The organism is Campylobacter sp. 110 (assembly GCF_002383965.1).
GTDB classification, from domain to species: Bacteria; Campylobacterota; Campylobacteria; order Campylobacterales; family Campylobacteraceae; genus Campylobacter_D; species Campylobacter_D coli.
In genome coordinates this window covers 1-22,029 of sequence record NZ_NXBD01000008.1, presented here as the reverse complement: position 1 = coordinate 22,029, position 22,029 = coordinate 1, and the positions used below count along the sequence as shown (strand labels likewise).

Here is a 22,029-nt window from a genome sequence, read left to right as displayed (position 1 = left end):
TTAAATATTTTTTAGTATAATTTTAACTATTTAAAGGATAAAATATGTTTAAAGTTTATTATAAAATACCATTTTGTTACTTATCTCTACATAGTAATGGAGATTTCTTAACAAAAATCGATTTTTGCGATCGTTTGGATATTGAAAATACTTGCTCCTTGCTTGAATTTGCCAAAGAAGAACTCAGACTTTATTTTGCTAAAAAGCTTCAAAAATTTCAAACACCTTTATGGATACAAGGGAGTGATTTTGAACAAAAAGTATATAAAGAATTGATAAATATCCCTTATGCAAAGCTTGTTACTTACAAAGAAATAGCTATAAATATCAACCACCCCAAAGCTTTTCGCGCAGTGGGTAATGCAAACTCTAAAAATTTAATTCCTATTTTTATTCCTTGTCATAGGGTTATAGCTAGTAATGGCTTGGGTGGATATAATGGCGGTCTTGCTATAAAAAGATTTTTGTTAGAATGTGAGGGGGTTGATTTAAGTCAGTTTAAAAATAAGCTCGGAGATTGATTTTCTTCATTTTTAAATTCACGCTCAAAAGCTTCATAATCTTCTAAAAGCAGGCAGTATTTAAAATTTTTTAAGTTTTTAAGATCTAAAAGTTTGTCGTATGAAAAATCGCAGAATAATGAATTATGCAAAGCGGTTTTAAAACCCTTTATATTTTTAAAATTTTCTTGCCAAAAATCAAAGGTATTTTGATTGCTTACGATGATAAATGCTCTTGCACTTGAGCCAAATTCAGAAATATTAAAATTTTCATCCATGAAATAAATTTTAAAATCATCTATTTTATTGAAATCAAAACTCATTTTTGTATTTTTTTCTTTGAGGTAAAACATAATTTTTGCAAAAATTTTGGCATAAATAAAGGGAAGATTTAAGTTTTTAAAATACAAATTATCACAAACTAGAGTCGTAAAAAAAAAGCTAGAGCGAGAAAGTAGGGTAAAATTTGCTTCTTTTAGGATTGTTAAAGATGCGCAAAGTTGAAGTAGGTAATTCTCATCGCTAAAACAAAAAATTTCACCCTTTTTAGCCTTGATAAGTGAGTTAAAATCTACAAATATATTTCCTTTTAAAATGTTTAAAGAAAATGCTTTGCAAATTCCTAATTCATAAGCTTGTAGTGCTAAAAATTCACACTCTTTTTCTTCGCATAAAAAACGCAAGAGTTTAATTAAGGCTGATTCTAGATTATCCACCTGAAGATAATAAATTTCTTTATCATCAATACAAAGCTCATGCTCTGAAATAATAGCAAATGCGCCTTTTTGCACTGCTTGGATTATCTCTTTTTTATTATTGCTAAAAAAAGCGAAGCCATTTTTAAGCTCATGAAGACTTAATGCAAAGCCTGTAACGCTTAAAACACTGCCTTCATTAAGCATATTTGCATGAATGAGTTCGCTTAGATTGCTAATATTCATCCTAGCCTACTAAAGAGCCGTTTTCTACAAGTTGTTCAGGGCTTATGAGCACAAGTTTATCCCCGCTTTTTGCAGAAAGTATCATACCATCGCTTTCATGTCCAAAAATCTTAGCTTTTTTAAGATTGCTTATAACACAAACTTGCTTTCCTATCAAATCACTTGCTTTATAATACTTAGCAATACCTGAAAGCACTTGACGAATTTCTTTATTGTCAAGTTCGAGTTTAAATTTTAAAAGTTTTTCACTGCCTTCTATATTTTGACAATCAATCACCTTGGCTACCTTAATCTCTATTTTTGCAAAATCATCGATTTTGATTTTAGGCTTTTCTTCTTTTTTGACTTCTTGTTTTTCTTCTTGAGATAAGAGAGGTTTTTCTATTTTTGGAAATAAAGCTTCACAGGTGCTAGCCTTAAAATCTAAAAGTTCATTTTGTAAGATAAGTTTTTGATAGTTTGTAGGAGAAATTTCAAAATTTAAAGCCAAACCTACTTTTTGACAAGATTTTGGCAAAGTAGGGCTTAATAAAAGACTTGTTTTAGCTAAGATATTTGCACAAAGTCCTATAAGAGCATTGGCTTCTTTGATTTTATTTGCTTTGATTAAATTCCAAGGTTCGTATTTGCTAATGGCTAAATTTGCAACACTTAAGGCTTTAAAAAGCTCTTCTAGATAGCGATTGCATTGTAGGTTTTCTAAAAAGTTTATAGCGTTATCTAAGTGCTCTTTAGCCGTATCGAGTTCGTTTTTATAAAATTCTAAAACGCCTTCTTGAGAAATATTACCTTGATTGTATTTTATACTCATTCCTATGATGCGGTTGAGTAAATTGCCAAATTCATTGCCTAGTTCTGTATTGATTCTATTAATCAAAACACTTTCGCTAAAATCACCATCATTGCCAAAAGGAACTTCTCTTAATAAAAAATATTTAAAAGCCTCTAAGCCATAAGCATCTACCACTTCTTTAGGTTTTACGACATTACCTTTAGACTTGCTCATTTTTTCACCCTCTTTAGTCCACCAACCGTGTGCCCCGATAAATTTAGGCAAAGGTAAATCCACACTCATTAAAAAGGCTGGCCAATAAATCGCATGAAAACGCAAGATGTCTTTGCCTACTAAGTGTATGTGGGCTGGCCAAAATTTAGCATTTTCTCCTTGGCTTTGATAATCAAGCGAGCTTATATAAATAAAAAGCGCATCAAGCCATACATAAATAATGTGTTTATCGTCTTTAATTTCTTCTGGGATTTTAATACCCCAATCAAAGCTTGTTCGAGTGATAGAAAGATCTTTAAGTCCACTTTGGACAAAATTAATCAATTCATTTTTTTTATTTTTAGGCAAGATAGGATCTTCTTTATCATACCATTGAAGAATCTTATCTTGATATTTTGAAAGCTTAAAAAAATAACTTTCTTCTTTTAATAAAGAAGTATCTTTGCCACAATCAGGACATCCACATTCGTTTACAAGTTGACTTTTTGCAAAAAAACTTTCACATGAAATACAATAATGTCCCTCATATTCATCCTTATAAATATCTCCTTTTTGCCACATTTTTAAAAACATAGCTTTAACAAATTCAACATGCCTAGTATCGGTTGTTCTTGCATATATATCATAAGTGATTTCAAACTCATCCCAAAGTTTTTTAAATTCAGAACTGATTTTATCAGCGTATTCTTTTGGGGTTGAGTTTCTTATTTTTGCTGCTTGTTCTATTTTTTGTCCGTGTTCATCAGTGCCTGTTAATAATCTAGTCTCATGCCCTTGCAAACGATAAAATCTAGCTAAAGTGTCTGCAATGATAGTGGTATAAGCATGTCCTAAGTGAGGCACATCATTTACATAATAAATTGGAGTTGTAAGATAACGCATTTTATTCCTTTAAAAATCAAATCCGCCTTCGGTTTTACCCTTAGACATACTATTATAAACCGCATCTACATAATCTTTTCTTGTAGAGCAATTAAAAATTTCATCGCAATTATAGCAAGACTTTAAGCCTTTTGAGCTTTGACATGAAAGTAAAATTTCTTTTTTTTTATCCATATCTTGCTCAAATTCATCTCTAACTTCATTCATTATAAGCCTTTAAAAGTTTTGAAATTTCATATTCTGAGCCAAAAAAACAAGGTGTGGTTGCGTGAATTTCATCAAAATCAAGCTCTAGTAAAGAATTATTTTTTCCATTTGTGGTTTTACCTCCTGCTTTTTCTATAATAAAAGCTAAAGGAAATACTTCAAAAAAAGCGCGCAATTTACCCTTAGGCGCATCACTAGTTGCTGGATAGCTAAAAAGTCCACCACCTTTGAGCAAAATTTGATTGATATCACTTACCATAGCTCCTGAATATCTTAAACGATAACCCTCATCGAATAATTTTTTGATAAACTTAGCATGCTTTTCTTCCCAAAATTTTTGAGTACCGCCTGTAGCATTGATTTTACCTTTTTCTTGCATTTGAAGGTCTTTTACAAAAACAAATTCGTTGTTTTTATCAAGACGGTAGAGTTTTGGCTGATCTTTGCAAATCACAAGCTCCAAGCGAGCTCCATACATGCTATAAAGCGCAGCTTTTAAATTTTTAGCACTTGCTTTTTCTTCATAGATAGCAAAAATAGAACCTATAGCAAAATTAACATCCATTAAACTTGAGCCATCAAGCGGATCGTAAGCGACGATAAATTTCGCATTTTCATTGATATTTAAAATTTCATCTTTTTCTTCGCTGATAATAGCTTTAATGCTAGGGCACTGACTTAAAGTATTTGTGATAATCTCATCACTTAAAACATCAAATTTGAGTTGGGTATCGCCTGTAAAATTTTGATTTTGACTGTAGCTTGTATCGGGAAATTTTAAAGCGTTAGAAATTTCTAAAACCGCTTTTTGTATATAAGAAATCACTTCTTGCATTTTATAATTCTCCTTGTAAATTTTTAGCATTTTTAAGTATGTATTGGCAAATAGCTTGTATATCGTTTAAATCAAGCCAAGTAAGATAAGGGTGAGAAATTTTTTCATAGCTTGCAATGGCGTTTGAAAAAATAAAATAACTTTCATCAATTTCTTTGCAAAATACGCTAATGCGTGGTAAATCAAGAGTTTTTAATCCTTCAACCAAACAAATGTCAAAATCAGGGCTTAATTTTAAAGCTTTTAAAATATTTCTATTTTCATGAGAAAAAAAAGTTGTTCTTGTAGGGCTTAAAACCATGACTTCAGCTCCACTTTGAAAAAATTTAAAACTATCTTTACCGTTAAAATCAAATTGAGCTTTATCTGCAGGATCGTGTTTGATAATCAAAACTTTTAGGTTTTGTTTTATAAATTCATTTGCAATTTTTGTGATCAGTGTTGTTTTGCCTGAATTTGAGGGACCGCTAAAAGCTATGATTGATTTTTTCATTACCATTTTCCTAAAATAAAATGTAAATTATAGTATTTTAAACCAAAAAATAGAGTTAAAAGGTTAAAATATAGAAAAAAATTAGGAAAAATATGAAGATTTATACCTTAGCCCTTGCAGCGTTAATTTTTGGTGCTTGTTCTTTAAAGGAAGAAGCGGTTGTGGATGCGAATTTGAAAACTCAAACTTTAATGTTTGCTCAAAAATATAAAATTACTCAAGATAAAATGAATGCTATAATTACCCTGTCTTATTTAAATCCTATTTTAGATAAAGCTAGCGAGGAGGATATTTTTGCTTTGACTATCACTCCTGATACTTTGAAGATAGAAAATTTAGAAATTTTTATCAATGAAAGAAAGGCTAATATAGAAGAACTTGATGAAGAGTTTTTTAAATACTTGATACAAAATCGTTATACCCGTTATCTAAAAATAACTCTTCCAAGCGTAAAAAAAGAAGACAAAATTATCGCTAAGATTTGTTTAAATCACCTGCCTTGTTTTGAGTTAAATTTTCAAAAATATCCGAAATCTTTATACTATCGTTCAGAAGACGTCGATACACAATATAATTAGCCAATACTTTTTTTCCATAAATTCGACTTTCTTGATAAGGGACAAATTCCATAGATAAGAAAGGTTCGAATTTGCCTTGTTTAAACATATCATCTCTTGCAAGCATACGATTGGTAAAGCCTATGCCTCCATTATAAGCATAAGCAATAAAAAGAGGAGATTTTAAATGTTTTTCTAAATAATTTAAATGATGATTTCCAAAATAATAGGCATTTTTTGGCTCAAACATAAAATCTTGATCAAAATTTGGAATTTTTAATTCTTTCTCGCCGATATGATTGGCTAAAAATGGCATAAATTGCATCATACCTAAAGCATAAGAAACCGATATCGCAGTAGGGATAAAACGACTTTCTTGTCTAGCAATGGCTAAGATAAGCGCTTGTCTTGGGGCGCTATAATTTTTAATGTATTCATAATAAGGCATTATAAAATAATGGTTTTTAAATTTTGATTTTCTTTCTAAGATATAAGCATAGATAGGCAGAGTTTCTTTTGAGTCAAATTCTTTAGCCAATCTATCAAGTTCGCTTGCATTAGCTTCGCGAATTTGTTTGTTGAGTTTTTGCCATGCAAAAGGATCTTGCATATTGAAATTGTTTTTTTTCTTATTTGTAGAATCTATGACTTCAATTTTAAGAAATTCAGAATTTGTTAATTCTTTAGCGTAAAGACTATAGATATTTAAAGAAGAGCTTTTGGCTAAAGTTTGCAAATCTTTATCATCTTTTTTAATCATCCACATCCAAAATATAGCATTGTCTTTGTTGCTTTGCATTTTAAAAGTTTGTGCTGCTTTGGCAAAGAAATTGTAAGCCAGTTCCTCTTTATTATAGGCTAAGGCATTAATGCCTAAATAAAAAGCAGAATCCTCATTTACAAATGTTGGATCTATTTTTAGCATTGAAGCCCTAAATTTGGGATTTTCTTTTTTTATGATAATATTTTGTGCAAAATTCTTAAACCCTACATGAGTGGGTAGCTTATTGGCAAAACTAGCATTTAAATCAAAATCATATTTTTTAGAATAATTACGAAGTCTAAAAAAACCATTAACATCTTCTTTTTGAATGATATAAGCCATAGGTTCGGGAGTGTTAAAAGCTAAAAGTAAATTAGCCAAATCGTCTCTTTGATGACTAAGTTTTTGAGCTAAGGCACTTCGGCTAGCATTATCAAGGCTTGCTATAAAGGCTATTGAGTTTAATCTTACACTTTGGCAAGTTTGATTTGCATCAAGTATATTAGCTTTGGTGTAGTTGTAGCATGGAGCGTATTTAGGATCGATGAAAATTTTTACAGGAATTATTTTTTCAAGTTCGGATTTGATTTTACCTACATAGCGGAAGATATGAGAATTTAAGCCTTCAGCCTCTTTTTTACTTATTGTTTTTTTTTCTAAAAGACGATAGATATAATAATCTTTAGCTATGGAATTTTCCTCTTGTTTTAATCTTTCTAAATTATAGGGGCTAGCATTTAAAAATACCAAGCTTAAGCTAAGTAAGATAAGTATTTTTCTCACAATAAGCTCCTTAGGATATTTCCAAGAAAAATACTAAGAAATTGTAAGGCTAAAACGATAATCAAAGGCGCAAGATCTATGCTTCCTATGCGTGTTGGAATTTTTCTCACTAAAGCATAAGCAGGAGAGCTTAGCTTATATAAAATTTGAACGATAGGATTGTAAGGATCAGGATTTACCCAACTTAAAAGTGCTGTGATGATGATAATCCAAGTGTAAATATTGATAATAATTTGAATCACTTGAAAAATAGAAATAATCAAAGAATCTACAACCATTATTTATATCCTTGCTAATTCGTTAATATAATTTTTTATATAAGGGTAAAGATCATTTAATTCAGGGCCATGAGTATTTCCAGTTAGGATAATTCTTAGAGGCATAAAAAATTTTTTACCCTTTAGTTGACTTTTTTCTAAGAGATAGCTTTTAAACTCTTCATAACTCTCAAAAGGTTCGATTTGACTTAAAAGATCTTTTAAAATTTTACATTCTGGTTCAAATTCGTTAAAATCTTTAGCACCAAAGATAGCTTCTAGTTTTTCTTTGATTTCTTTGATGGTGCTTGCTTCTTGGGTATAAAATTTGGCAAGTTGTGCTAGATCTTTATTTAAATTTAAAGCAGTATTGAGTTCATTATTTGCCATCATTTTTATATGTTCGCGATTGATTTGCAAAAGTTTTTTAAGATCAAATCTCGCTGGAGCTTTAGAAATTTTGCTAATATCAAACCACTCAATCGCTTCTTCTAAGGTAAAAATTTCACAAGGAGTTTTATTGCCTAGCATGATAAGATAATTTGCGATCGCACTAGGTAAAATTCCACTCTCAAGTAACCATTTCACAGAAGAATGAGCCTCTCTTTTGCTCATTTTTACACCCTCTTCATTTAAGATAATAGGTAAATGTGCATAAGTCATAGTTTTATCATAACCTAAACTTGCACGAATATGTTCTTGTTTTGGGGTATTTGAAACATGATCTTCACCGCGTATGATGCAACTTACATTTTCAAGCATATCATCTACCGCACAAGCAAAATTGTAAGTAGGGGTTTTATCTGTTCGCATAATCACAAAAGAATCGATATTTTCAGGCTCAAAACTTAACTCCCCTTTGATAAAATCTGTAAATTTCATAGTGTGAGTAGGTTTTTTAAGGCGAATTACAAAGGGTTTTTCACATTCTAAAACATCAATGTCTGCTAAATTCTGACAAGTGCCATCGTAGCGATAGGCCTTGCCTTGCTTTTTGGCGAGTTCTTTTTTTGCTTCAAGCTCTTCTTCGGTGCAAAAACAAGCAAAAGCTTTTTTTTCACTTACAAGCTTTAAAGCCATTTGACGATGAAATTTTAAATTTTCACTTTGTACATAATAATGCTGCCATGAAATGCCAAAAAGATGCAAAATTTCTTTAATCTCTTCTTCTTTTCCTGTTATATTTCTAGCCTTATCGGTGTCTTCGATACGCAAAATGAAATCCATATTTTTTTGTCTAGCACATATATAATTAAATAAAGCCGCGCGTAAATTTCCTATATGCATATCGCCTGTTGGAGAAGGTGCAAAACGATACATTTGATAACCTTTGATTTTATTAAAAGCTTATTATAGCAGAAAAATTTATATGGATATTTAATTTGCTTTGCTATAATTAGGATTATGATATTTTTTATTTTTTCTTTCGTTACGTTATTGATTTTTGGTTTGGCAAATATTTATATTTATAAAAGATTGATTAAGAAAATTTTTATCTTTAGATATCTTTATAAAATTTTTGCCTTTGTTTTTACTCTGCTTTTTCTAGCTCAAGCGATATTTTTAATCTTTCGCAGAAATGAATACCTAAGCGATACTTGGTACGAATTTTTGGCTGCATTGTATGCACCGACTTATTGTTTATTTTTTATAACTTTGGGACTTGATTTTATAAGGCTTATTTTAATGTTGATGGGTAAGACGCATAAAAAATATAGTCTTGCTCTGCGCTCGGTTTTTGATTTAACTATCATAAGCTTAGCAGTAGTATTGATTTATACGAGTATAAATAACGCTATAAGAGTGCCTGAAATTCAAAGTACGGATATCTATCTTGCCAAACTTGATCGTGACTTAAAAATAGCTATGCTTACAGATATACATTTGGGTAAAAATTTGCATAAGGATTTTTTGGATAGGCTCATCGTTGAAGTAAATTTGCAAAAGCCTGATATGGTGGTTATAGTGGGGGATTTAGTAGATACAAATCCTAAAGAATTGCAAAATTATATTTCAAGGCTTAATGATTTAAAATCTACCTATGGAACTTTTTATGCTTTGGGCAATCATGAGTATTATCATGGAGTAGATGAAGTTTTAAATTTACTTAAAGAATACACCAATATGAAAATTTTACTCAATCAAAATTTAGATCTAGGTTTTATAAATATCGCAGGACTTGGAGATTTAGCAGGGCTTAGTAAGGGTTTGTATGCTCCTGATTTAGCAAGGGTTAAAGTAGATTTAAACACAAGTAAAGCTAGTATTTTGCTTGCTCATCAGCCTAAAACAGCCTTGCTCTATAATTTAAGTGATTTTGATCTTATTTTAAGTGGTCATACGCATGGGGGACAAATTTTCCCTTTTATGTTTTTAGTAAAGCTTCATCAAGGTTTTATACGCGGGCTTTATGATTTAGGAGAAAATACCAAACTTTTTGTTAGCAGTGGGGCAGGTTTTTGGGGGCCTAGTTTAAGAGTTTTTGCTCCCAATGAAATTGCGATTTTAAATTTGAAAGGTGAAAAATGAGTTTTTCTAATGAGAGTTCAAGAATTTTTGGACTTATAGCAGGGGTTAAATTTCCTAGTTTTATACAAAAAATAATCAATGAAAAATATGTCACTTATTTTAAGATCGATATGAGCGAATTTAAAGCTCCTTGTGAATATGAAAGCTTAAATGCACTTTTTACAAGATCTTTGCAAATTCCAAGAGAGATAAATGAGGGTTTTATAAGTCCAAGTGATGGGAAAATTTTAGAGTGCGGAAGTGCTTTTTTAGCAGATAATGCACCCTTTGCTTTTTCGATTAAAGGGCATACTTATAGTATAGAAGAGCTTTTAAAGGATAGTTTTAAAAAAGAAGAATTGGAAAATGGGCTTGATTATGTTAATATCTATCTTTCTCCAAGAGATTATCACCGCTATCATAGTCCTTGCAATATGCAAATTTTAAGTGCAACTTATACAAGCGGGGCACTTTATAGTGTTAATGAAAAGCATTTAGAGCGTATTAGTAATTTATATGTAAAAAATGAAAGAGTGAGTTTAAAATGTCAAAATGAAAAGGGTATTTTTTGGCTTGTGTTTGTAGGAGCTCAAAATGTAGGAAAAATGCGTTTTAAATTTGATACAAGCATACAAACTAATGCAAAATTTTCTCATAATTTTACTAGAAAATATGAAAATTTAGAGCTTAAAAAAGGTGAAGAATTGGGAAATTTTGAATTAGGTTCTACCATAGTTTTAATTGCTCAAAAAGGACTTTTAGATATCAAGCTTAAAGCAGGGCAGAATGTTAAATTTGGAGAAAAAATAGCAGATTAATTTTTAGGTGTTTTATTTGCCATTTGATAAATAAAAGCAAAAACTTCAGCCACAGCTTTATACATATTGGGTGGAATTTCATCTCCTAAGTCTAATTTACTTAAAATTTCTATCAAATCCTCATCTTCTTTGATAGGAACTCCGTGTTCTTTAGCTAAAGAGATAATTTTAGCAGCACTTTCTCCTTTGCCGCTAGCAAGAACTTTAGGTGCTGAATTTTTTTCTTTTTGATAGCCTAGAGCGACAGCTTTTTTGATTGATTTTTTTATCTTGCTCATACTTTTTTATCCATACCCATTTCAAGATCTAAATTTTTGACATTTCTTGTATCAAATTTGCTTCTTATGATATCTCCTACAAAGAAATTTGCACTTAAAAGTCCCGCTTTATTGATATTTCTTTTAAGTTCGTGAGCATTTTCATAGATGGTTTTTCTAAATTCAACATTTTCTGCCATGATATTAATATCTATGTATTTATCATTGTTTAAAGAGATAAGAATTTCCAAATCGCCAAGCTTGGCAAATTCAAGTTTGATTTGAGCAAAAAATTTATCCTTTTTTCCTCGCCTAAACATGATCTTAGAATCATCTAAATCCTCCCAAGAAAAGGGCAGATAGGTATTGATAGAATCATTAGCTAAAGACATGAGTTGATTGAGTTCAATTTGTGCTAAAAGACGATTGGCTTGATTGTATACAGCTTCGTTACCTTCGTTTTTGGCTAAATTTGAAATTTGCAAAAGGGTTGATTTTACATCATGATGTAAAGATTCGGCTATATCCTGCTCGGTTTTTGGTTTAATTTGTGCTAAATCTTTTATGGATAAATTTAATTTATGTTCTAAGGTTTTTAATTCTGCTTGATTGAGTTTGGCATTTTGAGTATGGGGTTCGAGTTCTTTTAGGCTTTCATTGACTTTTCTTGAAAGATTGCTTAAGCTTTTGCTTAAATCCTGCACTTGCTCTAAGTCCAAATTTTCTACGCTAAAGGCCAAATTTTTTACAATATTTTGTTTTATAAATTCTTGATTTTTTATGATGTTTTGAGTGGTTTGGTTGTTTAATTGTTGTGTATTTTGAGTATTGTTTGTATTTTGTGTATTGCTTGGATTATTGTTTGGGTTATGGGTGTTTGCTGAAGTTTTGTTTTCTGTTTTTGTTTCGTAAAATTTAGGATTTTCTTTGGTTATATTTTCTTTAATTTTTTCTTGTTTTTCATCTTTGATTTTATCCTGGTTTGAGGTGGAATTTTTTGTATTGTTTTCTGCTTGATTTTCTTCTGTTTTATTTTTTGAATCTTGAGTATTGTCTTTACGATTTTCCGTTTTAGAATCCAAATCTTGATCCTCTTTTGGATGAAAATCTTCTTGAGATTCTAAATTTTCTTCTTTTTTGATATCTTGTTTTATATCCGCATCATTATCATCTAATGAATTTTCTTTTTTTGGTACTTGAGGGGATTTTTCTTCACTTTCTTCTTGTTTGATGCTAGAGTCGGGGCTTTCATCTTTGGTATATTCATCATTCTTGTTAATGTCTTCGTTTTGAGCTTTTATATCTTCTTTAATATTTTCATTTTTAATGTTTTCTTTATGATTTAAAAGACTTTCTAAAATACTTTCTTTTTGGGGTGTTTTAGGAAAATGATCACCTAGGATATTTTTTAAGGTATTTTCTAATTTTTCAAAAGCTTTTGCACTTTGTTTTAAAAGCTCGGTATCTTTTATCATTAAATTTTCTGGTCTGTTTAAAGCTTTAAAAAAATCATTTTTTATCGCATTTAATTCTTTTGCAATTTTACTAGCTATAGGAAGAATTTTTTCTTGAGTATGGCTTGGATTTTTAGCGATATAGTTTTTAAAATTCTCTAGTTTTGAGCTTAAATTTAAAAGAGCTTTAAAAGAGCTTTGATTTAAAATTTGCTTATTTTCATTTTTATTAGAATAAATAATATTTCTTAATTCTTTTAAGGTGTCTTTAGGACTTAAATTTGCATTTGCAAGCTGTGCAATTTGTGCACCAATCTTTTCACTGCTGAGACTTTTAATCGTGCTTATAAGGGAATGAAAACTTTTGGGTAATAATTCCTCGTTTAAAGCGTCTTTTAATTTCGCTTCAAAAAAGATACCCGAATTTTTTAACAATGGCGCTAAATTACTATTTTTTATTTCACTTGCGGGTTTTAAAATTTGATTTAATTTGTCTAAAACTTGAGTAAAGGTATCGCTTTTTGCAAGTTCTGTGCTTAAGACTTTTAATTCATTGGCAAAATTAGGGGCTAAATTTAGATTTTTTCCTTGTTTAAGCATAGGTGAGTCAGGATTTTTTTGTGCATTGATTTGATCTAAGAGCTTATTGACAAGTTCTTTTAATTTTGCGCTTGTTTCATTTTGAACAAAACGAGTTAAAACTTCTTCATCGCTTGCATTTTTACTTAGTCCCAAATTTTGTTTTAAGGCTTGAGAAAGTGCTTCTTTAGGATTATCTTTAGAATTTAATTTATCTTTACTTATCCCACTATCGGTTTTTATGTCATTTTTTTGTGCATTTGCAATTTGGCTTGTAAGTTGAGTATTAATCATCAAGCATCACCATATTTCCTGGTTTTTTCTTAAATTTTTTATTTAAAATATTGGGTTTATTAACTGCAAAAAGGATAAGAAATCCAAGAGAGGCTATATAAAACCAAACAAAACCATCTGTATTAAAATATTGTATTAAAAATCCTAAAATTAAAGGACCAAACAAAGAGCCTAAAGAATAGCAAAATAAAACCCCACGACCCAGTTCAACGCCTTGATTTTTGTTTGTTAGCATATCATTAGCCCTTGCAAGAGCTAGAGCATAAAGACAAAAAACTCCTATACCAAGTAAAATGCCTAAAAAATATTGCATATACAAATGAAGTTTAAAAAAAGCAAAGATAAGCATGGTAAAAAAACCTATGCTTGAGCAAGTGATGATTGCGAATTTTCGCCCCATTTTATCAGAAATACTTCCTATTACAATTTGGGCTAAAAATCCACCCAGCACCCCACAAAACATAAAATAACAAACTTCTTGAGCTCCAAAGCCTTGTAAAAGTATAAACAAAGACGCCATAGAAAAAAATCCATTAATAAGCATTCCAGCTATAAAACTTGTAACAATAGCTAAAGGAGCTATATCAAAAATTTTAGGTATAGAAATAGGACTTGGTGCGGGCAAGACGGGTTCTTTGATCTTGATTAAATTTAAAGGCAATGATGAAAACAAGATAAGTGCTGCACTTAAAATAAATATATTATGCTTGTTTAAATCTAAAGCAATAATCAAAATCCCAATACCAAATGCAAGATAAAATACGATTTCATAAAAACCTAAAATTCTAGAACGAACGGCGTTTTTGCTTTTTTCATTAAGCCATGATTCTATTACCATTAAAAGCCCATAATAGCAAATTCCTATAAAAAATCTTAAAATCGCCCAAAAAACAAGATTTTCACTAAGGGTATGAAGCATAGCAGAAATTCCAAACACCGCACCAAATAAACCAAAAGATCTTATATGTCCTATGCGAGAGATGATTTTATGTGCTCCGATGGTGCCTATAAGGGCTCCTATAAAAAAGCAAGAGCTTAGCACTCCAACAGCCAAGGAGCTTTCTTTATTTTCTTTTAAAATAACACCTATGGAGCTTACGATCAAGGCATTGCCTGCAAACAAAAATGTCATACTGGCAAAAAGTGCTGTCATGGATCTAATGATTTTTTTTGGACTCATACCTTCTTATATACAGCATAAAAATAAAAACACATACTAGCAAGGATGAAATTCCACATATATAGGATAAAATATCTAATTTATCTTGACGATGTAAAAATAAAAATCCCGCAACTAAAACCCCATAGGCTATCAATTTAAATAAGGCAAAAAACAAAGTAAAAAAGCGTAACCTATCTTTAAAATTTAGAGATAAATCGTCTTTAATGGAAATAAATTTAACAATTCTAGGTAACTTTTCTATCTTTTTTATATAAAATAAACTCGGATAAATGAAATCTTTTTGATGGTTTTTTGCTTGAGCTAGGATAAATTTCTTATAATTAGAATAAGAAGTAAAAACGATCAATAAAATGCTAAAAAAAGCAAATTCATAGCTTAAAATTATATTTAAATTTATCCATTTAAAAATAACAAGAATGCAATAAAACAAGACGTGAATTAAGCACAAGATAATAAAAAAAGCTTTTTTATTTTCCATTATCTTGTTCTTTTTGGCGAATTTTCTCTTTTATAAACTCGTCTCTTTGTTGAAATTCTCCATAGCTTTTAACTTGTGATTTATAGGCTTTATAAACATTAAGTATTGCTGCTGCAACACCCCAAAATACACCCAACCAAAAAAGCCAAGGGTAGGGTGTAAATTTTTTCAACAAATACCCCACGCCAATCCCGATTAAAATAGCCACCACCATAGAAATTCCAAGACTAAGCCCATCTGCGGCTTCTATAGTCTTGCGAATGATTTTTTGTCTTTTATTAGAATTTTTACTCATAGTTTCTTAAAGCTTTCATGTGTACTTTGTAGGGTTTTATCGATATGCTCTTTATTCATTTTAGCGCAGATAAATCCTGTTTCAAATTGAGAAGGAGCTAGATAAATTCCATTTTTAAGCATGTTTTGATGAAATTTAGAAAAGAGTTTAAGATCAGATTTTAAAGCATCTTTATAATTATATACTGGATCTTGCGTGAAAAAATATCCAAACATAGAACCCACATAGCAAGTTTGTAAAGCAATACCTCTTTCATTTGCAAGTTCTTTCATTCCCTTAGTAAGCCTTTTGGCTAATTTTCCAAGTTTAGTATAAAGATCTTTTTTCTTTTTGGCTTTAGATAAACTTGCAATTCCTGCGGCCATTGCCAAAGGATTTCCACTGAGTGTTCCTGCTTGATAAACTCCTCCTAATGGACTTAAAATATCCATGATTTCTGCTCTAGCCGCAAAAGCTGCTGCAGGTAAGCCTCCACCTATAACCTTGCCAAAAGTAACGATATCTGCTTGTATGTGATTGATACCATAAGAGCCAAGATATGAAGCTCTGTATCCACTCATCACTTCATCAAAGATGAGCAAGGTATCGTTTTCTTTGCAAATTTTGGCAAGCTCTTCTAAGAAATCTTGCTTGCCAGGAACTAATCCCATATTTCCTGCAATAGGTTCGATAATAACACAAGCAATGTCTTTATTCTTCTCAAAAAGCTCTTTTACGCTTTCTATATCGTTATAAGTTGCTACTAGAGTATGCTTTGCTACATCTGCTAAAACCCCTAAAGAGCTCGGTGAATTAAAAGTAGCAGCGCCACTTCCAGCGCTTACAAGTAAAGAATCTGAATGCCCGTGATAGCAACCTTCAAATTTTAGAATTTTATCTTTTTTGGTAAAACCGCGAGCAAGGCGTATGGCACTCATGGTCGCTTCTGTACCACTGCTTACAAAGCGAATTTTATCTAAATGCGGAAAGTCTTCTAAAACAAGCTCGGCCAATTGTGTTTCTAGCAAAGTCGGCGCACCAAAGCTTGAACCCTTTTTTAAAGCCTCATTGCAAGCTTTTAATATATCTTTATCGCAATGCCCAAAAAGCAAAGGTCCCCAACTTTGTACATAATCAATATAGCTATTGCCTTCTATGTCAAAAATATGAGCTCCCTTTCCATGGGATATAAATCTAGGCTCACTTTGCACATTGGCAAAAGCACGCACAGGAGAATTTACACCTCCTGCAATAAGACTGCAAGCTATTTTAAAAGCTTTTTTGTTTGTCATTTTTGCTCCTTTTTAGATTGCTTGATGTAATTATATAAGGTTATAATTTCATCATTGGTTAATGAGTAATTTGGCATGATTGATTTTGCATCTTTGTCTTGATTAAGAGAATTTCGAAATTCTTCAAAACTAAGATTTTGAATACTTGGGACTTTATAGGCTGTTTTAACTCCATTTTTCATATAAAAACCTAGAGTTTGTTCGCTTCCATCGTTACCATGGCATTTTTTACAACTAATACCCCTTGGGTTTTCATAGAGCATTTTCGAATACTCTTTAAGTGTTATGAAATCGGAAGCAAAAAGATTTAAAATAGCTCCTAGAAATATTAAAACAGCTTTCAAAATTTCACCTTGTTAATGAAGTTTTAATATGATACAATTTTTACTTTAAAAAAGTGATAAATTTATAAAGGAAAAGAATGACTTTGCTTGATGGTAAAGCTTTAAGCGCCAAGATTAAACAAGAACTTAAAGAAAAAAACAAAATGTTAAAAGAAAATGGAGTAGAAACTTGCCTTGCGGTAATTTTAGTAGGTAATGATCCAGCAAGTCAAACTTATGTCAATTCTAAAGCTAAAGCTTCCGAAGAATGTGATATAAAATCTTTGGTTTATCGTTTGGATGAAAATACAACTCAAAATGAGCTTTTAGCTCTTATTAATACCTTAAATCACGATGACAGTGTTCATGGAATTTTAGTTCAGCTTCCTTTACCAAAACATATCAGCAAGGATTTAATTTTAGAAAGTATCATCAGTAGTAAGGATGTGGATGGCTTTCATCCTATTAATGTGGGTTATTTAAATTTAGGCTTAGAAAGTGGATTTTTACCTTGCACTCCACTTGGCGTTATGAAGCTTTTAAAAGCTTATGATATCAATCTTGAAGGACTAGATAGCGTTGTAATCGGTGCTTCAAATATAGTAGGTCGTCCTATGGCTACCATGCTTTTAAATGCGGGTTGTACGGTAAGTATTTGTCATATAAAAACAAAAGATTTGAGCGCTTATACTCAAAAAGCAGATTTGATTATAGTAGCAGCAGGATGTGTTAATTTGCTTCGTGCAGATATGGTTAAAGAGGGTGCTATTATAATTGATGTAGGAATTAATCGCCTTGAAAATGGCAAAATAGTAGGCGATGTGGATTTTGAAGAGGTTTCAAAAAAAGCCAGTTTTATAACCCCTGTTCCAGGCGGTGTAGGCCCTATGACTATAGCGATGCTTTTGGAAAACACAGTAAAATCAGCTAAAAATAGTTTAAAATCAGGAATATAAATGAATTTTTTAAAAAAACTTTATAAATTTTCACAATCATGGACAGGAACGGTTGTTATCGTTCTTTTAGTAATCTTTTTCTTTATACAAGCCTTTGTTATACCTTCAGGTTCGATGAAAAATACCTTGCTTGTAGGTGATTTTTTATTTGTTAAAAAATTCAGCTATGGAATTCCAACTCCACATATTCCGTGGCTTGAAATTCCAGTTTTACCGGATTTTGATAAAGATGGACATTTAATCAAAGGGCAAAGCCCCCAAAGAGGCGATATAGTGGTTTTTAGAAACCCTAAAAATGAAAAAGAGCATTTTGTAAAACGCTGTGTAGGAGTGGGCGGAGATAGAATCGTTTATGCTAATAAAACACTTTATGTAAGAATGCATGAGGGTGATGAATTTATGAAAGAACATTATCCTGATGATTTGGCAACCCTTGGAGGGCAAATTTATGTTAAAGAGCCTTATAAGCAAAAAGGGATTCATTATGATTTAAACAAAGATATAGAAAGTGATATTTTGCGTTTTCTTAGTGCGGGCAAATTTGCTATGTCGCCAACTTATTTTAAAGAACTTGGAAATAATATAGGCTTTAGTGGTGGTAATGCCTATGTTTTTGATGTGGCCGAAGAAGAATATTTTATGGTAGGGGACAATAGAGATTATTCTTATGACAGCCGTTTTTGGGGCTCTGTTCCTTATCGTTTGATAGTAGGAAAGCCTTGGTTTGTTTATTTTTCATGGGATCAAGATAAAAATGTTCGCTGGGAAAGGATAGGGCGTTTTGTTGATACTTTGGAAAATGAAGAAGAATACATTCATGATCATGATGATGAGGATAAATTGAGTTGATTTTGTTTTCTGTATAAACAGTAAATAAAATCACTTTCTTAAATTTGGCTTATTTTATTTTTCGCAATCACTACAAATGCCTTTTATAAGCACACTTTTAATCGTACCTTTTACTTTTGGCATTTGAACATCGCTAATTTTATGGCATTTATCACAAACAAAATGTGCCTTAGCGTGATCTGCTAATTCATAAAAACTTTTGCGGTTTAACTCACTTTTGCTAACAATACCCTTTTTTTCAAAAAGTTCCATATTACGATAAAAACTGGTTTTATTGGCTTTGATATCAAAATGATCGTAACTTAATGGAGCCTTTGCAAGGGATAAAATTTGTAGTAATTCTACGCGTAGGTCTGTTATAGCTATATCGTGTTTTTTTAATAATTCAAGAGCTTCCATAAGATTTACCTTTAAAATATAAATTATATTTTATTGTAGCATAAAAAAAGCTTTATGTTTGCAACTTTGTGTTTAAGTTGCAACTAAGTTGCATTTTGTATAATTTCAAAATATTTTATTATAAGGAAAATCTATGTTGAGAATTTTATTATTAAGTGTATTATGTGTTTTTGCTTTTGGAAAGCCCATAATTAGTGTCAGCATTCCACCTCAAGCTTTTTTTGTGGAAAAAATAGCTAAAGACAGCGTTGAAATAAATATACTCATACTACCAAATTCAGATGAGCATACTATGGAGTTTAAGCCTCAAGCATTGAAAAAATTAGAGCAAAGTGAAATTTATTTCTTAGCAGATTTAGAGCTTGAAAAAATTTTGGAAAAAAAATTTAAAAGTGTATTAAAAAATGTAAAAATTGTTAATATTAATGAAGGTATTCATCTTCTTGAAGGAGGGCATGATCATGAGCATGAACACGATCATGATCACGATAGACATCACGCAGAAGAGCATGATGAGCATAATGACCCTCATGTTTGGCTTGATCCTATTTTGGTTAAAAAATTGGCACAAAATATTACCCAAGTTTTAGTGCAAAGTTTTCCAAACAACAAAGAATTTTATGAAGCAAATTTGGCTAATTTTTTAAAAGAGCTTGATCAAATGGATGCTCAAATAGCAGAGAAACTTAAAAATATTAAAAGAAATGAATTTATAGTTTATCATCCAAGTTGGGCTTATTTGGCTAAAAGATATAATCTCGTGCAAATTCCTGTAGAGATTGATGGCAAAGAACCTAAAAGTAAAGATTTGCAAAATCTTATCAAGCTTGCAAAAGAAAAAGATATACGCGTTATCTTTGTTCAGCCTGGCTTTCCAGAAAATTCTGCAAAAGTGTTAGCTAAAGAATTAAATGCTCAAATTGTTTCTATTAATCATTTGGCTAGAAATTGGGATGAGGAGCTTCTAAAAAGTATCCAAGCTTTAAGTTCGGCTTTGCAATGAGAGCGATTTTTGTTTTAATATTTCTAGCTTTAAGCAACTTATATTCTTGCGCCTTGTGCGCAACTTACACCCCAAATGTAGATGTAAATTTAGATTTTAATATGAGCAATGAAAAAATCAAACAAGTAGATATAAGCTGGGAATTTTCAGAAGAATTTTTTAATGTTTTGCTTGAAAATTATGACTTTAATTATAATGATAAATTTGATCCTGATGAACTTGAAATTGTAAAATACACACTTTTAGACTACATAAAACCTAAGCATTTTTTAACTCAATTTAGCTTTAATGGCTTGGAAAAAAATATAAATATCAAGCAATTTAAAAATCCTAAATTGCAGATAAAGTCTCCTCGTTTGTTCTTTAGTTATCAAGTTGTTTTAGATATGCCCATTAAAGATTATAACACCTTTAGCATAAAAATTCACGATGATGGAGGATTTTTTAATTTTAATATAAAAAATCAAAATTCTATAAGCCTAAATTCGCAAAATTATATCATTTCTAGTATTGATTCAAGCACTGCATCTTTTGAAGTATATCAAGGGCAATTACCTCAAGATGTATATATAGATAATGCTCCAAGTCCTTCTCCTTCAAAAAATTTTTTAGAAAAATTGATTGAATTTAATAATACACTTTTTGCCCATATTAAAGATATATTAAGAAAAGAATTTGATTTTAAATCCTTTTTGATTTTATTAGTGATTTCTTTTGCGTATGGTGTTTTTCATGCTAGTGCTCCAGGTCATGCTAAAATGCTGACAAGTTCGTATTTTTTAACCCATAAAAGTACACCCTTAAAGATATTGTACTTTGTATCTAGGATAGGGGTTATTCATATATTGAGTGCGTTTTTATTGGTAAGTGTTGGAGTAGTTTTGCTTGAGCATTTGTTAAAAGATGTCAATAATGAAGCTGGTTTTGTATTGACTAAGATTACGAGTTTGTTTATTATTTTTATTGCTTTATTTATGATTAGTAAAAAGATATTAAGCGATAAAAAGCAATGCTGCTGTGCTCATCATAAAAGCAGTGAATGGGGTATTATACTTAGTGCTGCTTTAGTGCCTTGTCCCGGGGTTGTTTTACTTATAGTATTTGCCTATGAGTTTAGTTTTTGGTATGCGTTAAGCTCTGCTATTTTTATCACTTTGGGAATGTGTTTAGTATTGTTTGCTTTTGCATTAGGAGCAAATCAATTTTATAAAAGCATTTCACATACAAAAATAAGAATCTTTTTAGAATATTTTGGACTTATTGTTATGTTTTTATTTGGTTTGTTTTTGTTTATCAATATAAAAACAAATGCACTATAAAAGAAATTTCTAGATAAAATGGGTAAAATATTTTTTATCTAAATCTAGATTTTTCAAATCATACATAATTAACAAGCAAGCATGTAGTTTATAAACTATGAAAAAATGCTTAGTGTTTAAAATCAATTCATATAAAAATTATTTTATAATATGCTTATTTTAAACAAAGGAGCATTAAATGAAAATCACAATGATAATTCTAAGCTTATTTTCTTTAGTATTTTTAAGTGCATGTGCTTTTAAAGAAAAAAAAGCAAGTGAACATAGAAACTCTTGCAAGTAATTATGGTGGAATTTATATCTTTGATAAAAAAATAAGAGAAGAGATATTGGAAAATGAAAGAAAGAAAGGAGAGGCAATGAAAAAATGTCTTTAGGGGATGATTTTTGGGATCAATTAAAAGTCATAGAAAAAAAATTCCCCCAAGTCCTTTCTAATGGTTGTAAATATTATCGTAATGATTATAATTATGATGTAAAAGACCCAGATTATGATTTTAACTTCGATGATAAACCCGAATTTGCATACTATGAAGATCAATTTAAAGCATATATGGGTGAAGAAAACTATAAAAAATTAAGACCTTATTTAGGTATGACAACTTATTATGTGTGTGAGGGTAAAAAATATCCTGTTGTTTTTGCTACCATGATAGATTATAAAGTAAAAAATTATGGATTATTTGGAGATGAAGGAAGAGGATTTAGCTTTTCAAGCATAAGTCGTAAAAGTGCAGGTGGAGGATCTTTTCATTATTTTACCAATGGTAAATTTATAAAAAGTGATGAAAAATATACAGGACAAAGTTACTGATGAAT

General features: G+C 30.6%; 25 protein-coding genes. 9 read left to right on the top strand and 16 right to left on the bottom strand.

What is annotated here, in order from left to right; all coding sequences use genetic code 11:
• Positions 1-44 precede the first annotated feature (44 nt).
• Positions 45-521, top strand: a complete 477-nt coding sequence (locus BGS43_RS00355) for a methylated-DNA--[protein]-cysteine S-methyltransferase (RefSeq protein ID WP_002825571.1) — start codon at positions 45-47, stop codon at positions 519-521.
• Here the strand turns inward: BGS43_RS00355 and BGS43_RS00350 are convergent.
• From BGS43_RS00350 to mobB, 5 genes are read right to left on the bottom strand one after another with little or no spacing between them, the layout of a single operon-like run.
• Positions 494-1,441 (bottom strand): hypothetical protein, encoded by a 948-nt coding sequence (locus BGS43_RS00350; protein ID WP_025398905.1) that lies wholly within the window; start codon positions 1,439-1,441, stop codon positions 494-496. The two genes, BGS43_RS00355 and BGS43_RS00350, sit on opposite strands and share 28 nt — an antisense overlap.
• Position 1,442: 1 nt before the next feature.
• Positions 1,443-3,329: a methionine--tRNA ligase gene (gene metG / locus BGS43_RS00345; protein ID WP_096568361.1), complete on the bottom strand. Its 1,887-nt coding sequence runs from the start codon at positions 3,327-3,329 to the stop codon at positions 1,443-1,445.
• A gap of 9 nt (positions 3,330-3,338) precedes the next feature.
• On the bottom strand, positions 3,339-3,536 hold the full coding sequence (locus BGS43_RS00340; protein ID WP_042963467.1) for a hypothetical protein: 198 nt from the start codon (positions 3,534-3,536) through the stop codon (positions 3,339-3,341).
• Complete coding sequence (locus BGS43_RS00335) at positions 3,529-4,371, bottom strand: class 1 fructose-bisphosphatase (protein ID WP_061474922.1); 843 nt, start codon at positions 4,369-4,371, stop codon at positions 3,529-3,531. The genes BGS43_RS00340 and BGS43_RS00335 overlap by 8 nt, the downstream gene beginning before the upstream one ends.
• 1 nt (position 4,372) lies before the next feature.
• Entirely contained in the window at positions 4,373-4,864 is a 492-nt protein-coding gene (mobB, locus tag BGS43_RS00330) for a molybdopterin-guanine dinucleotide biosynthesis protein B (RefSeq protein WP_057044953.1), read from the bottom strand.
• Between the two features lie 92 nt (positions 4,865-4,956).
• Here mobB and BGS43_RS00325 point away from each other — a divergent pair, with 92 nt between their 5' ends.
• Positions 4,957-5,442 (top strand): hypothetical protein, encoded by a 486-nt coding sequence (locus tag BGS43_RS00325; RefSeq protein WP_002790406.1) that lies wholly within the window; start codon positions 4,957-4,959, stop codon positions 5,440-5,442.
• Here BGS43_RS00325 and BGS43_RS00320 read toward each other — a convergent pair.
• Genes BGS43_RS00320 through gltX form a run of 3 tightly spaced genes read right to left on the bottom strand, consistent with a single transcriptional unit; the run spans position 5,339 to position 8,544 of the window.
• The gene (locus tag BGS43_RS00320) at positions 5,339-6,970 is read right to left on the bottom strand and encodes a lytic transglycosylase domain-containing protein (protein ID WP_025431515.1); all 1,632 of its coding nucleotides are present in this window, start codon (positions 6,968-6,970) and stop codon (positions 5,339-5,341) included. The genes BGS43_RS00325 and BGS43_RS00320 overlap by 104 nt on opposite strands.
• Positions 6,964-7,245, bottom strand: a complete 282-nt coding sequence (locus tag BGS43_RS00315; RefSeq protein WP_002788553.1) for a YggT family protein — start codon at positions 7,243-7,245, stop codon at positions 6,964-6,966. The genes BGS43_RS00320 and BGS43_RS00315 overlap by 7 nt, the downstream gene beginning before the upstream one ends.
• A 3-nt stretch (positions 7,246-7,248) precedes the next feature.
• On the bottom strand, positions 7,249-8,544 hold the full coding sequence (gene gltX / locus BGS43_RS00310; protein WP_096568358.1) for a glutamate--tRNA ligase: 1,296 nt from the start codon (positions 8,542-8,544) through the stop codon (positions 7,249-7,251).
• Between the two features lie 84 nt (positions 8,545-8,628).
• Here gltX and BGS43_RS00305 point away from each other — a divergent pair, with 84 nt between their 5' ends.
• Together BGS43_RS00305 and BGS43_RS00300 are read left to right on the top strand one after the other, a co-directional pair.
• Complete coding sequence (locus BGS43_RS00305; RefSeq protein WP_002825581.1) at positions 8,629-9,753, top strand: metallophosphoesterase; 1,125 nt, start codon at positions 8,629-8,631, stop codon at positions 9,751-9,753.
• The gene (locus BGS43_RS00300) at positions 9,750-10,550 is read left to right on the top strand and encodes a phosphatidylserine decarboxylase (RefSeq protein WP_096568355.1); all 801 of its coding nucleotides are present in this window, start codon (positions 9,750-9,752) and stop codon (positions 10,548-10,550) included. The genes BGS43_RS00305 and BGS43_RS00300 overlap by 4 nt, the downstream gene beginning before the upstream one ends.
• Here BGS43_RS00300 and BGS43_RS00295 read toward each other — a convergent pair.
• The 7 genes from BGS43_RS00295 to BGS43_RS00265 are packed head-to-tail and all read right to left on the bottom strand — an operon-like array spanning position 10,547 to position 16,705.
• A complete protein-coding gene (locus BGS43_RS00295) occupies positions 10,547-10,828 on the bottom strand; it encodes a FlhB-like flagellar biosynthesis protein (RefSeq protein ID WP_002776788.1) in 282 nt (93 codons plus the stop codon). The two genes, BGS43_RS00300 and BGS43_RS00295, sit on opposite strands and share 4 nt — an antisense overlap.
• Complete coding sequence (locus BGS43_RS00290) at positions 10,825-13,134, bottom strand: flagellar hook-length control protein FliK (RefSeq protein ID WP_002825583.1); 2,310 nt, start codon at positions 13,132-13,134, stop codon at positions 10,825-10,827. The genes BGS43_RS00295 and BGS43_RS00290 overlap by 4 nt, the downstream gene beginning before the upstream one ends.
• The gene (locus BGS43_RS00285) at positions 13,127-14,314 is read right to left on the bottom strand and encodes an MFS transporter (protein WP_096568352.1); all 1,188 of its coding nucleotides are present in this window, start codon (positions 14,312-14,314) and stop codon (positions 13,127-13,129) included. Before BGS43_RS00285 ends, BGS43_RS00290 begins: the two co-directional genes overlap by 8 nt.
• Positions 14,292-14,795 carry a hypothetical protein gene (locus tag BGS43_RS00280; RefSeq protein WP_002776794.1) on the bottom strand — a complete coding sequence of 168 codons (504 nt, stop codon included), beginning with the start codon at positions 14,793-14,795 and terminating at the stop codon, positions 14,292-14,294. The genes BGS43_RS00285 and BGS43_RS00280 overlap by 23 nt, the downstream gene beginning before the upstream one ends.
• Positions 14,785-15,090 carry an AtpZ/AtpI family protein gene (locus BGS43_RS00275; RefSeq protein ID WP_002825585.1) on the bottom strand — a complete coding sequence of 102 codons (306 nt, stop codon included), beginning with the start codon at positions 15,088-15,090 and terminating at the stop codon, positions 14,785-14,787. Before BGS43_RS00275 ends, BGS43_RS00280 begins: the two co-directional genes overlap by 11 nt.
• The gene (hemL, locus tag BGS43_RS00270) at positions 15,087-16,361 is read right to left on the bottom strand and encodes a glutamate-1-semialdehyde 2,1-aminomutase (RefSeq protein ID WP_096568350.1); all 1,275 of its coding nucleotides are present in this window, start codon (positions 16,359-16,361) and stop codon (positions 15,087-15,089) included. The genes BGS43_RS00275 and hemL overlap by 4 nt, the downstream gene beginning before the upstream one ends.
• Positions 16,358-16,705 (bottom strand): c-type cytochrome, encoded by a 348-nt coding sequence (locus BGS43_RS00265; protein ID WP_025398914.1) that lies wholly within the window; start codon positions 16,703-16,705, stop codon positions 16,358-16,360. Before BGS43_RS00265 ends, hemL begins: the two co-directional genes overlap by 4 nt.
• Before the next feature lie 77 nt (positions 16,706-16,782).
• Between BGS43_RS00265 and folD the strand changes: the two genes are divergently transcribed.
• Both folD and lepB read left to right on the top strand, forming a co-directional pair.
• Complete coding sequence (gene folD, locus BGS43_RS00260; protein WP_096568347.1) at positions 16,783-17,640, top strand: bifunctional methylenetetrahydrofolate dehydrogenase/methenyltetrahydrofolate cyclohydrolase FolD; 858 nt, start codon at positions 16,783-16,785, stop codon at positions 17,638-17,640.
• The gene (gene lepB / locus BGS43_RS00255; RefSeq protein WP_002825590.1) at positions 17,641-18,489 is read left to right on the top strand and encodes a signal peptidase I; all 849 of its coding nucleotides are present in this window, start codon (positions 17,641-17,643) and stop codon (positions 18,487-18,489) included. It abuts the gene before it with no gap.
• 54 nt (positions 18,490-18,543) lie between these two features.
• Here the strand turns inward: lepB and BGS43_RS00250 are convergent, their stop codons facing one another.
• Positions 18,544-18,888, bottom strand: a complete 345-nt coding sequence (locus BGS43_RS00250) for a Fur family transcriptional regulator (protein WP_002825591.1) — start codon at positions 18,886-18,888, stop codon at positions 18,544-18,546.
• Positions 18,889-19,021: 133 nt separating this feature from the next.
• Between BGS43_RS00250 and BGS43_RS00245 the strand changes: the two genes are divergently transcribed.
• From BGS43_RS00245 to BGS43_RS09715, 3 genes are all read left to right on the top strand, one after another.
• On the top strand, positions 19,022-19,891 hold the full coding sequence (locus BGS43_RS00245; RefSeq protein ID WP_025398916.1) for a metal ABC transporter solute-binding protein, Zn/Mn family: 870 nt from the start codon (positions 19,022-19,024) through the stop codon (positions 19,889-19,891).
• Entirely contained in the window at positions 19,888-21,210 is a 1,323-nt protein-coding gene (locus BGS43_RS00240) for a HoxN/HupN/NixA family nickel/cobalt transporter (protein ID WP_096568344.1), read from the top strand. The genes BGS43_RS00245 and BGS43_RS00240 overlap by 4 nt, the downstream gene beginning before the upstream one ends.
• Positions 21,211-21,577: 367 nt before the next feature.
• A complete protein-coding gene (locus BGS43_RS09715) occupies positions 21,578-22,024 on the top strand; it encodes a hypothetical protein (RefSeq protein WP_002826681.1) in 447 nt (148 codons plus the stop codon).
• Positions 22,025-22,029 lie beyond the last annotated feature (5 nt).

Coding starts and splice junctions, on each gene's coding strand:
- BGS43_RS00275 (WP_002825585.1), bottom strand. CDS start 15,090: ATGAGTAAAAATTCTAATAAAAGACAAAAAATCATTCGCAAGACTATA.
- BGS43_RS00305 (WP_002825581.1), top strand. CDS start 8,629: ATGATATTTTTTATTTTTTCTTTCGTTACGTTATTGATTTTTGGTTTG.
- metG (WP_096568361.1), bottom strand. CDS start 3,329: ATGCGTTATCTTACAACTCCAATTTATTATGTAAATGATGTGCCTCAC.
- BGS43_RS00250 (WP_002825591.1), bottom strand. CDS start 18,888: ATGGAAGCTCTTGAATTATTAAAAAAACACGATATAGCTATAACAGAC.
- mobB (WP_057044953.1), bottom strand. CDS start 4,864: ATGAAAAAATCAATCATAGCTTTTAGCGGTCCCTCAAATTCAGGCAAA.
- BGS43_RS00340 (WP_042963467.1), bottom strand. CDS start 3,536: ATGAATGAAGTTAGAGATGAATTTGAGCAAGATATGGATAAAAAAAAA.
- BGS43_RS09715 (WP_002826681.1), top strand. CDS start 21,578: ATGTCTTTAGGGGATGATTTTTGGGATCAATTAAAAGTCATAGAAAAA.
- BGS43_RS00280 (WP_002776794.1), bottom strand. CDS start 14,795: ATGGAAAATAAAAAAGCTTTTTTTATTATCTTGTGCTTAATTCACGTC.
- BGS43_RS00325 (WP_002790406.1), top strand. CDS start 4,957: ATGAAGATTTATACCTTAGCCCTTGCAGCGTTAATTTTTGGTGCTTGT.
- BGS43_RS00315 (WP_002788553.1), bottom strand. CDS start 7,245: ATGGTTGTAGATTCTTTGATTATTTCTATTTTTCAAGTGATTCAAATT.
- BGS43_RS00240 (WP_096568344.1), top strand. CDS start 19,888: ATGAGAGCGATTTTTGTTTTAATATTTCTAGCTTTAAGCAACTTATAT.
- BGS43_RS00335 (WP_061474922.1), bottom strand. CDS start 4,371: ATGCAAGAAGTGATTTCTTATATACAAAAAGCGGTTTTAGAAATTTCT.
- gltX (WP_096568358.1), bottom strand. CDS start 8,544: ATGTATCGTTTTGCACCTTCTCCAACAGGCGATATGCATATAGGAAAT.
- BGS43_RS00295 (WP_002776788.1), bottom strand. CDS start 10,828: ATGAGCAAGATAAAAAAATCAATCAAAAAAGCTGTCGCTCTAGGCTAT.
- BGS43_RS00285 (WP_096568352.1), bottom strand. CDS start 14,314: ATGAGTCCAAAAAAAATCATTAGATCCATGACAGCACTTTTTGCCAGT.
- BGS43_RS00290 (WP_002825583.1), bottom strand. CDS start 13,134: ATGATTAATACTCAACTTACAAGCCAAATTGCAAATGCACAAAAAAAT.
- folD (WP_096568347.1), top strand. CDS start 16,783: ATGACTTTGCTTGATGGTAAAGCTTTAAGCGCCAAGATTAAACAAGAA.
- BGS43_RS00300 (WP_096568355.1), top strand. CDS start 9,750: ATGAGTTTTTCTAATGAGAGTTCAAGAATTTTTGGACTTATAGCAGGG.
- hemL (WP_096568350.1), bottom strand. CDS start 16,361: ATGACAAACAAAAAAGCTTTTAAAATAGCTTGCAGTCTTATTGCAGGA.
- BGS43_RS00355 (WP_002825571.1), top strand. CDS start 45: ATGTTTAAAGTTTATTATAAAATACCATTTTGTTACTTATCTCTACAT.
- BGS43_RS00245 (WP_025398916.1), top strand. CDS start 19,022: ATGTTGAGAATTTTATTATTAAGTGTATTATGTGTTTTTGCTTTTGGA.
- lepB (WP_002825590.1), top strand. CDS start 17,641: ATGAATTTTTTAAAAAAACTTTATAAATTTTCACAATCATGGACAGGA.
- BGS43_RS00350 (WP_025398905.1), bottom strand. CDS start 1,441: ATGAATATTAGCAATCTAAGCGAACTCATTCATGCAAATATGCTTAAT.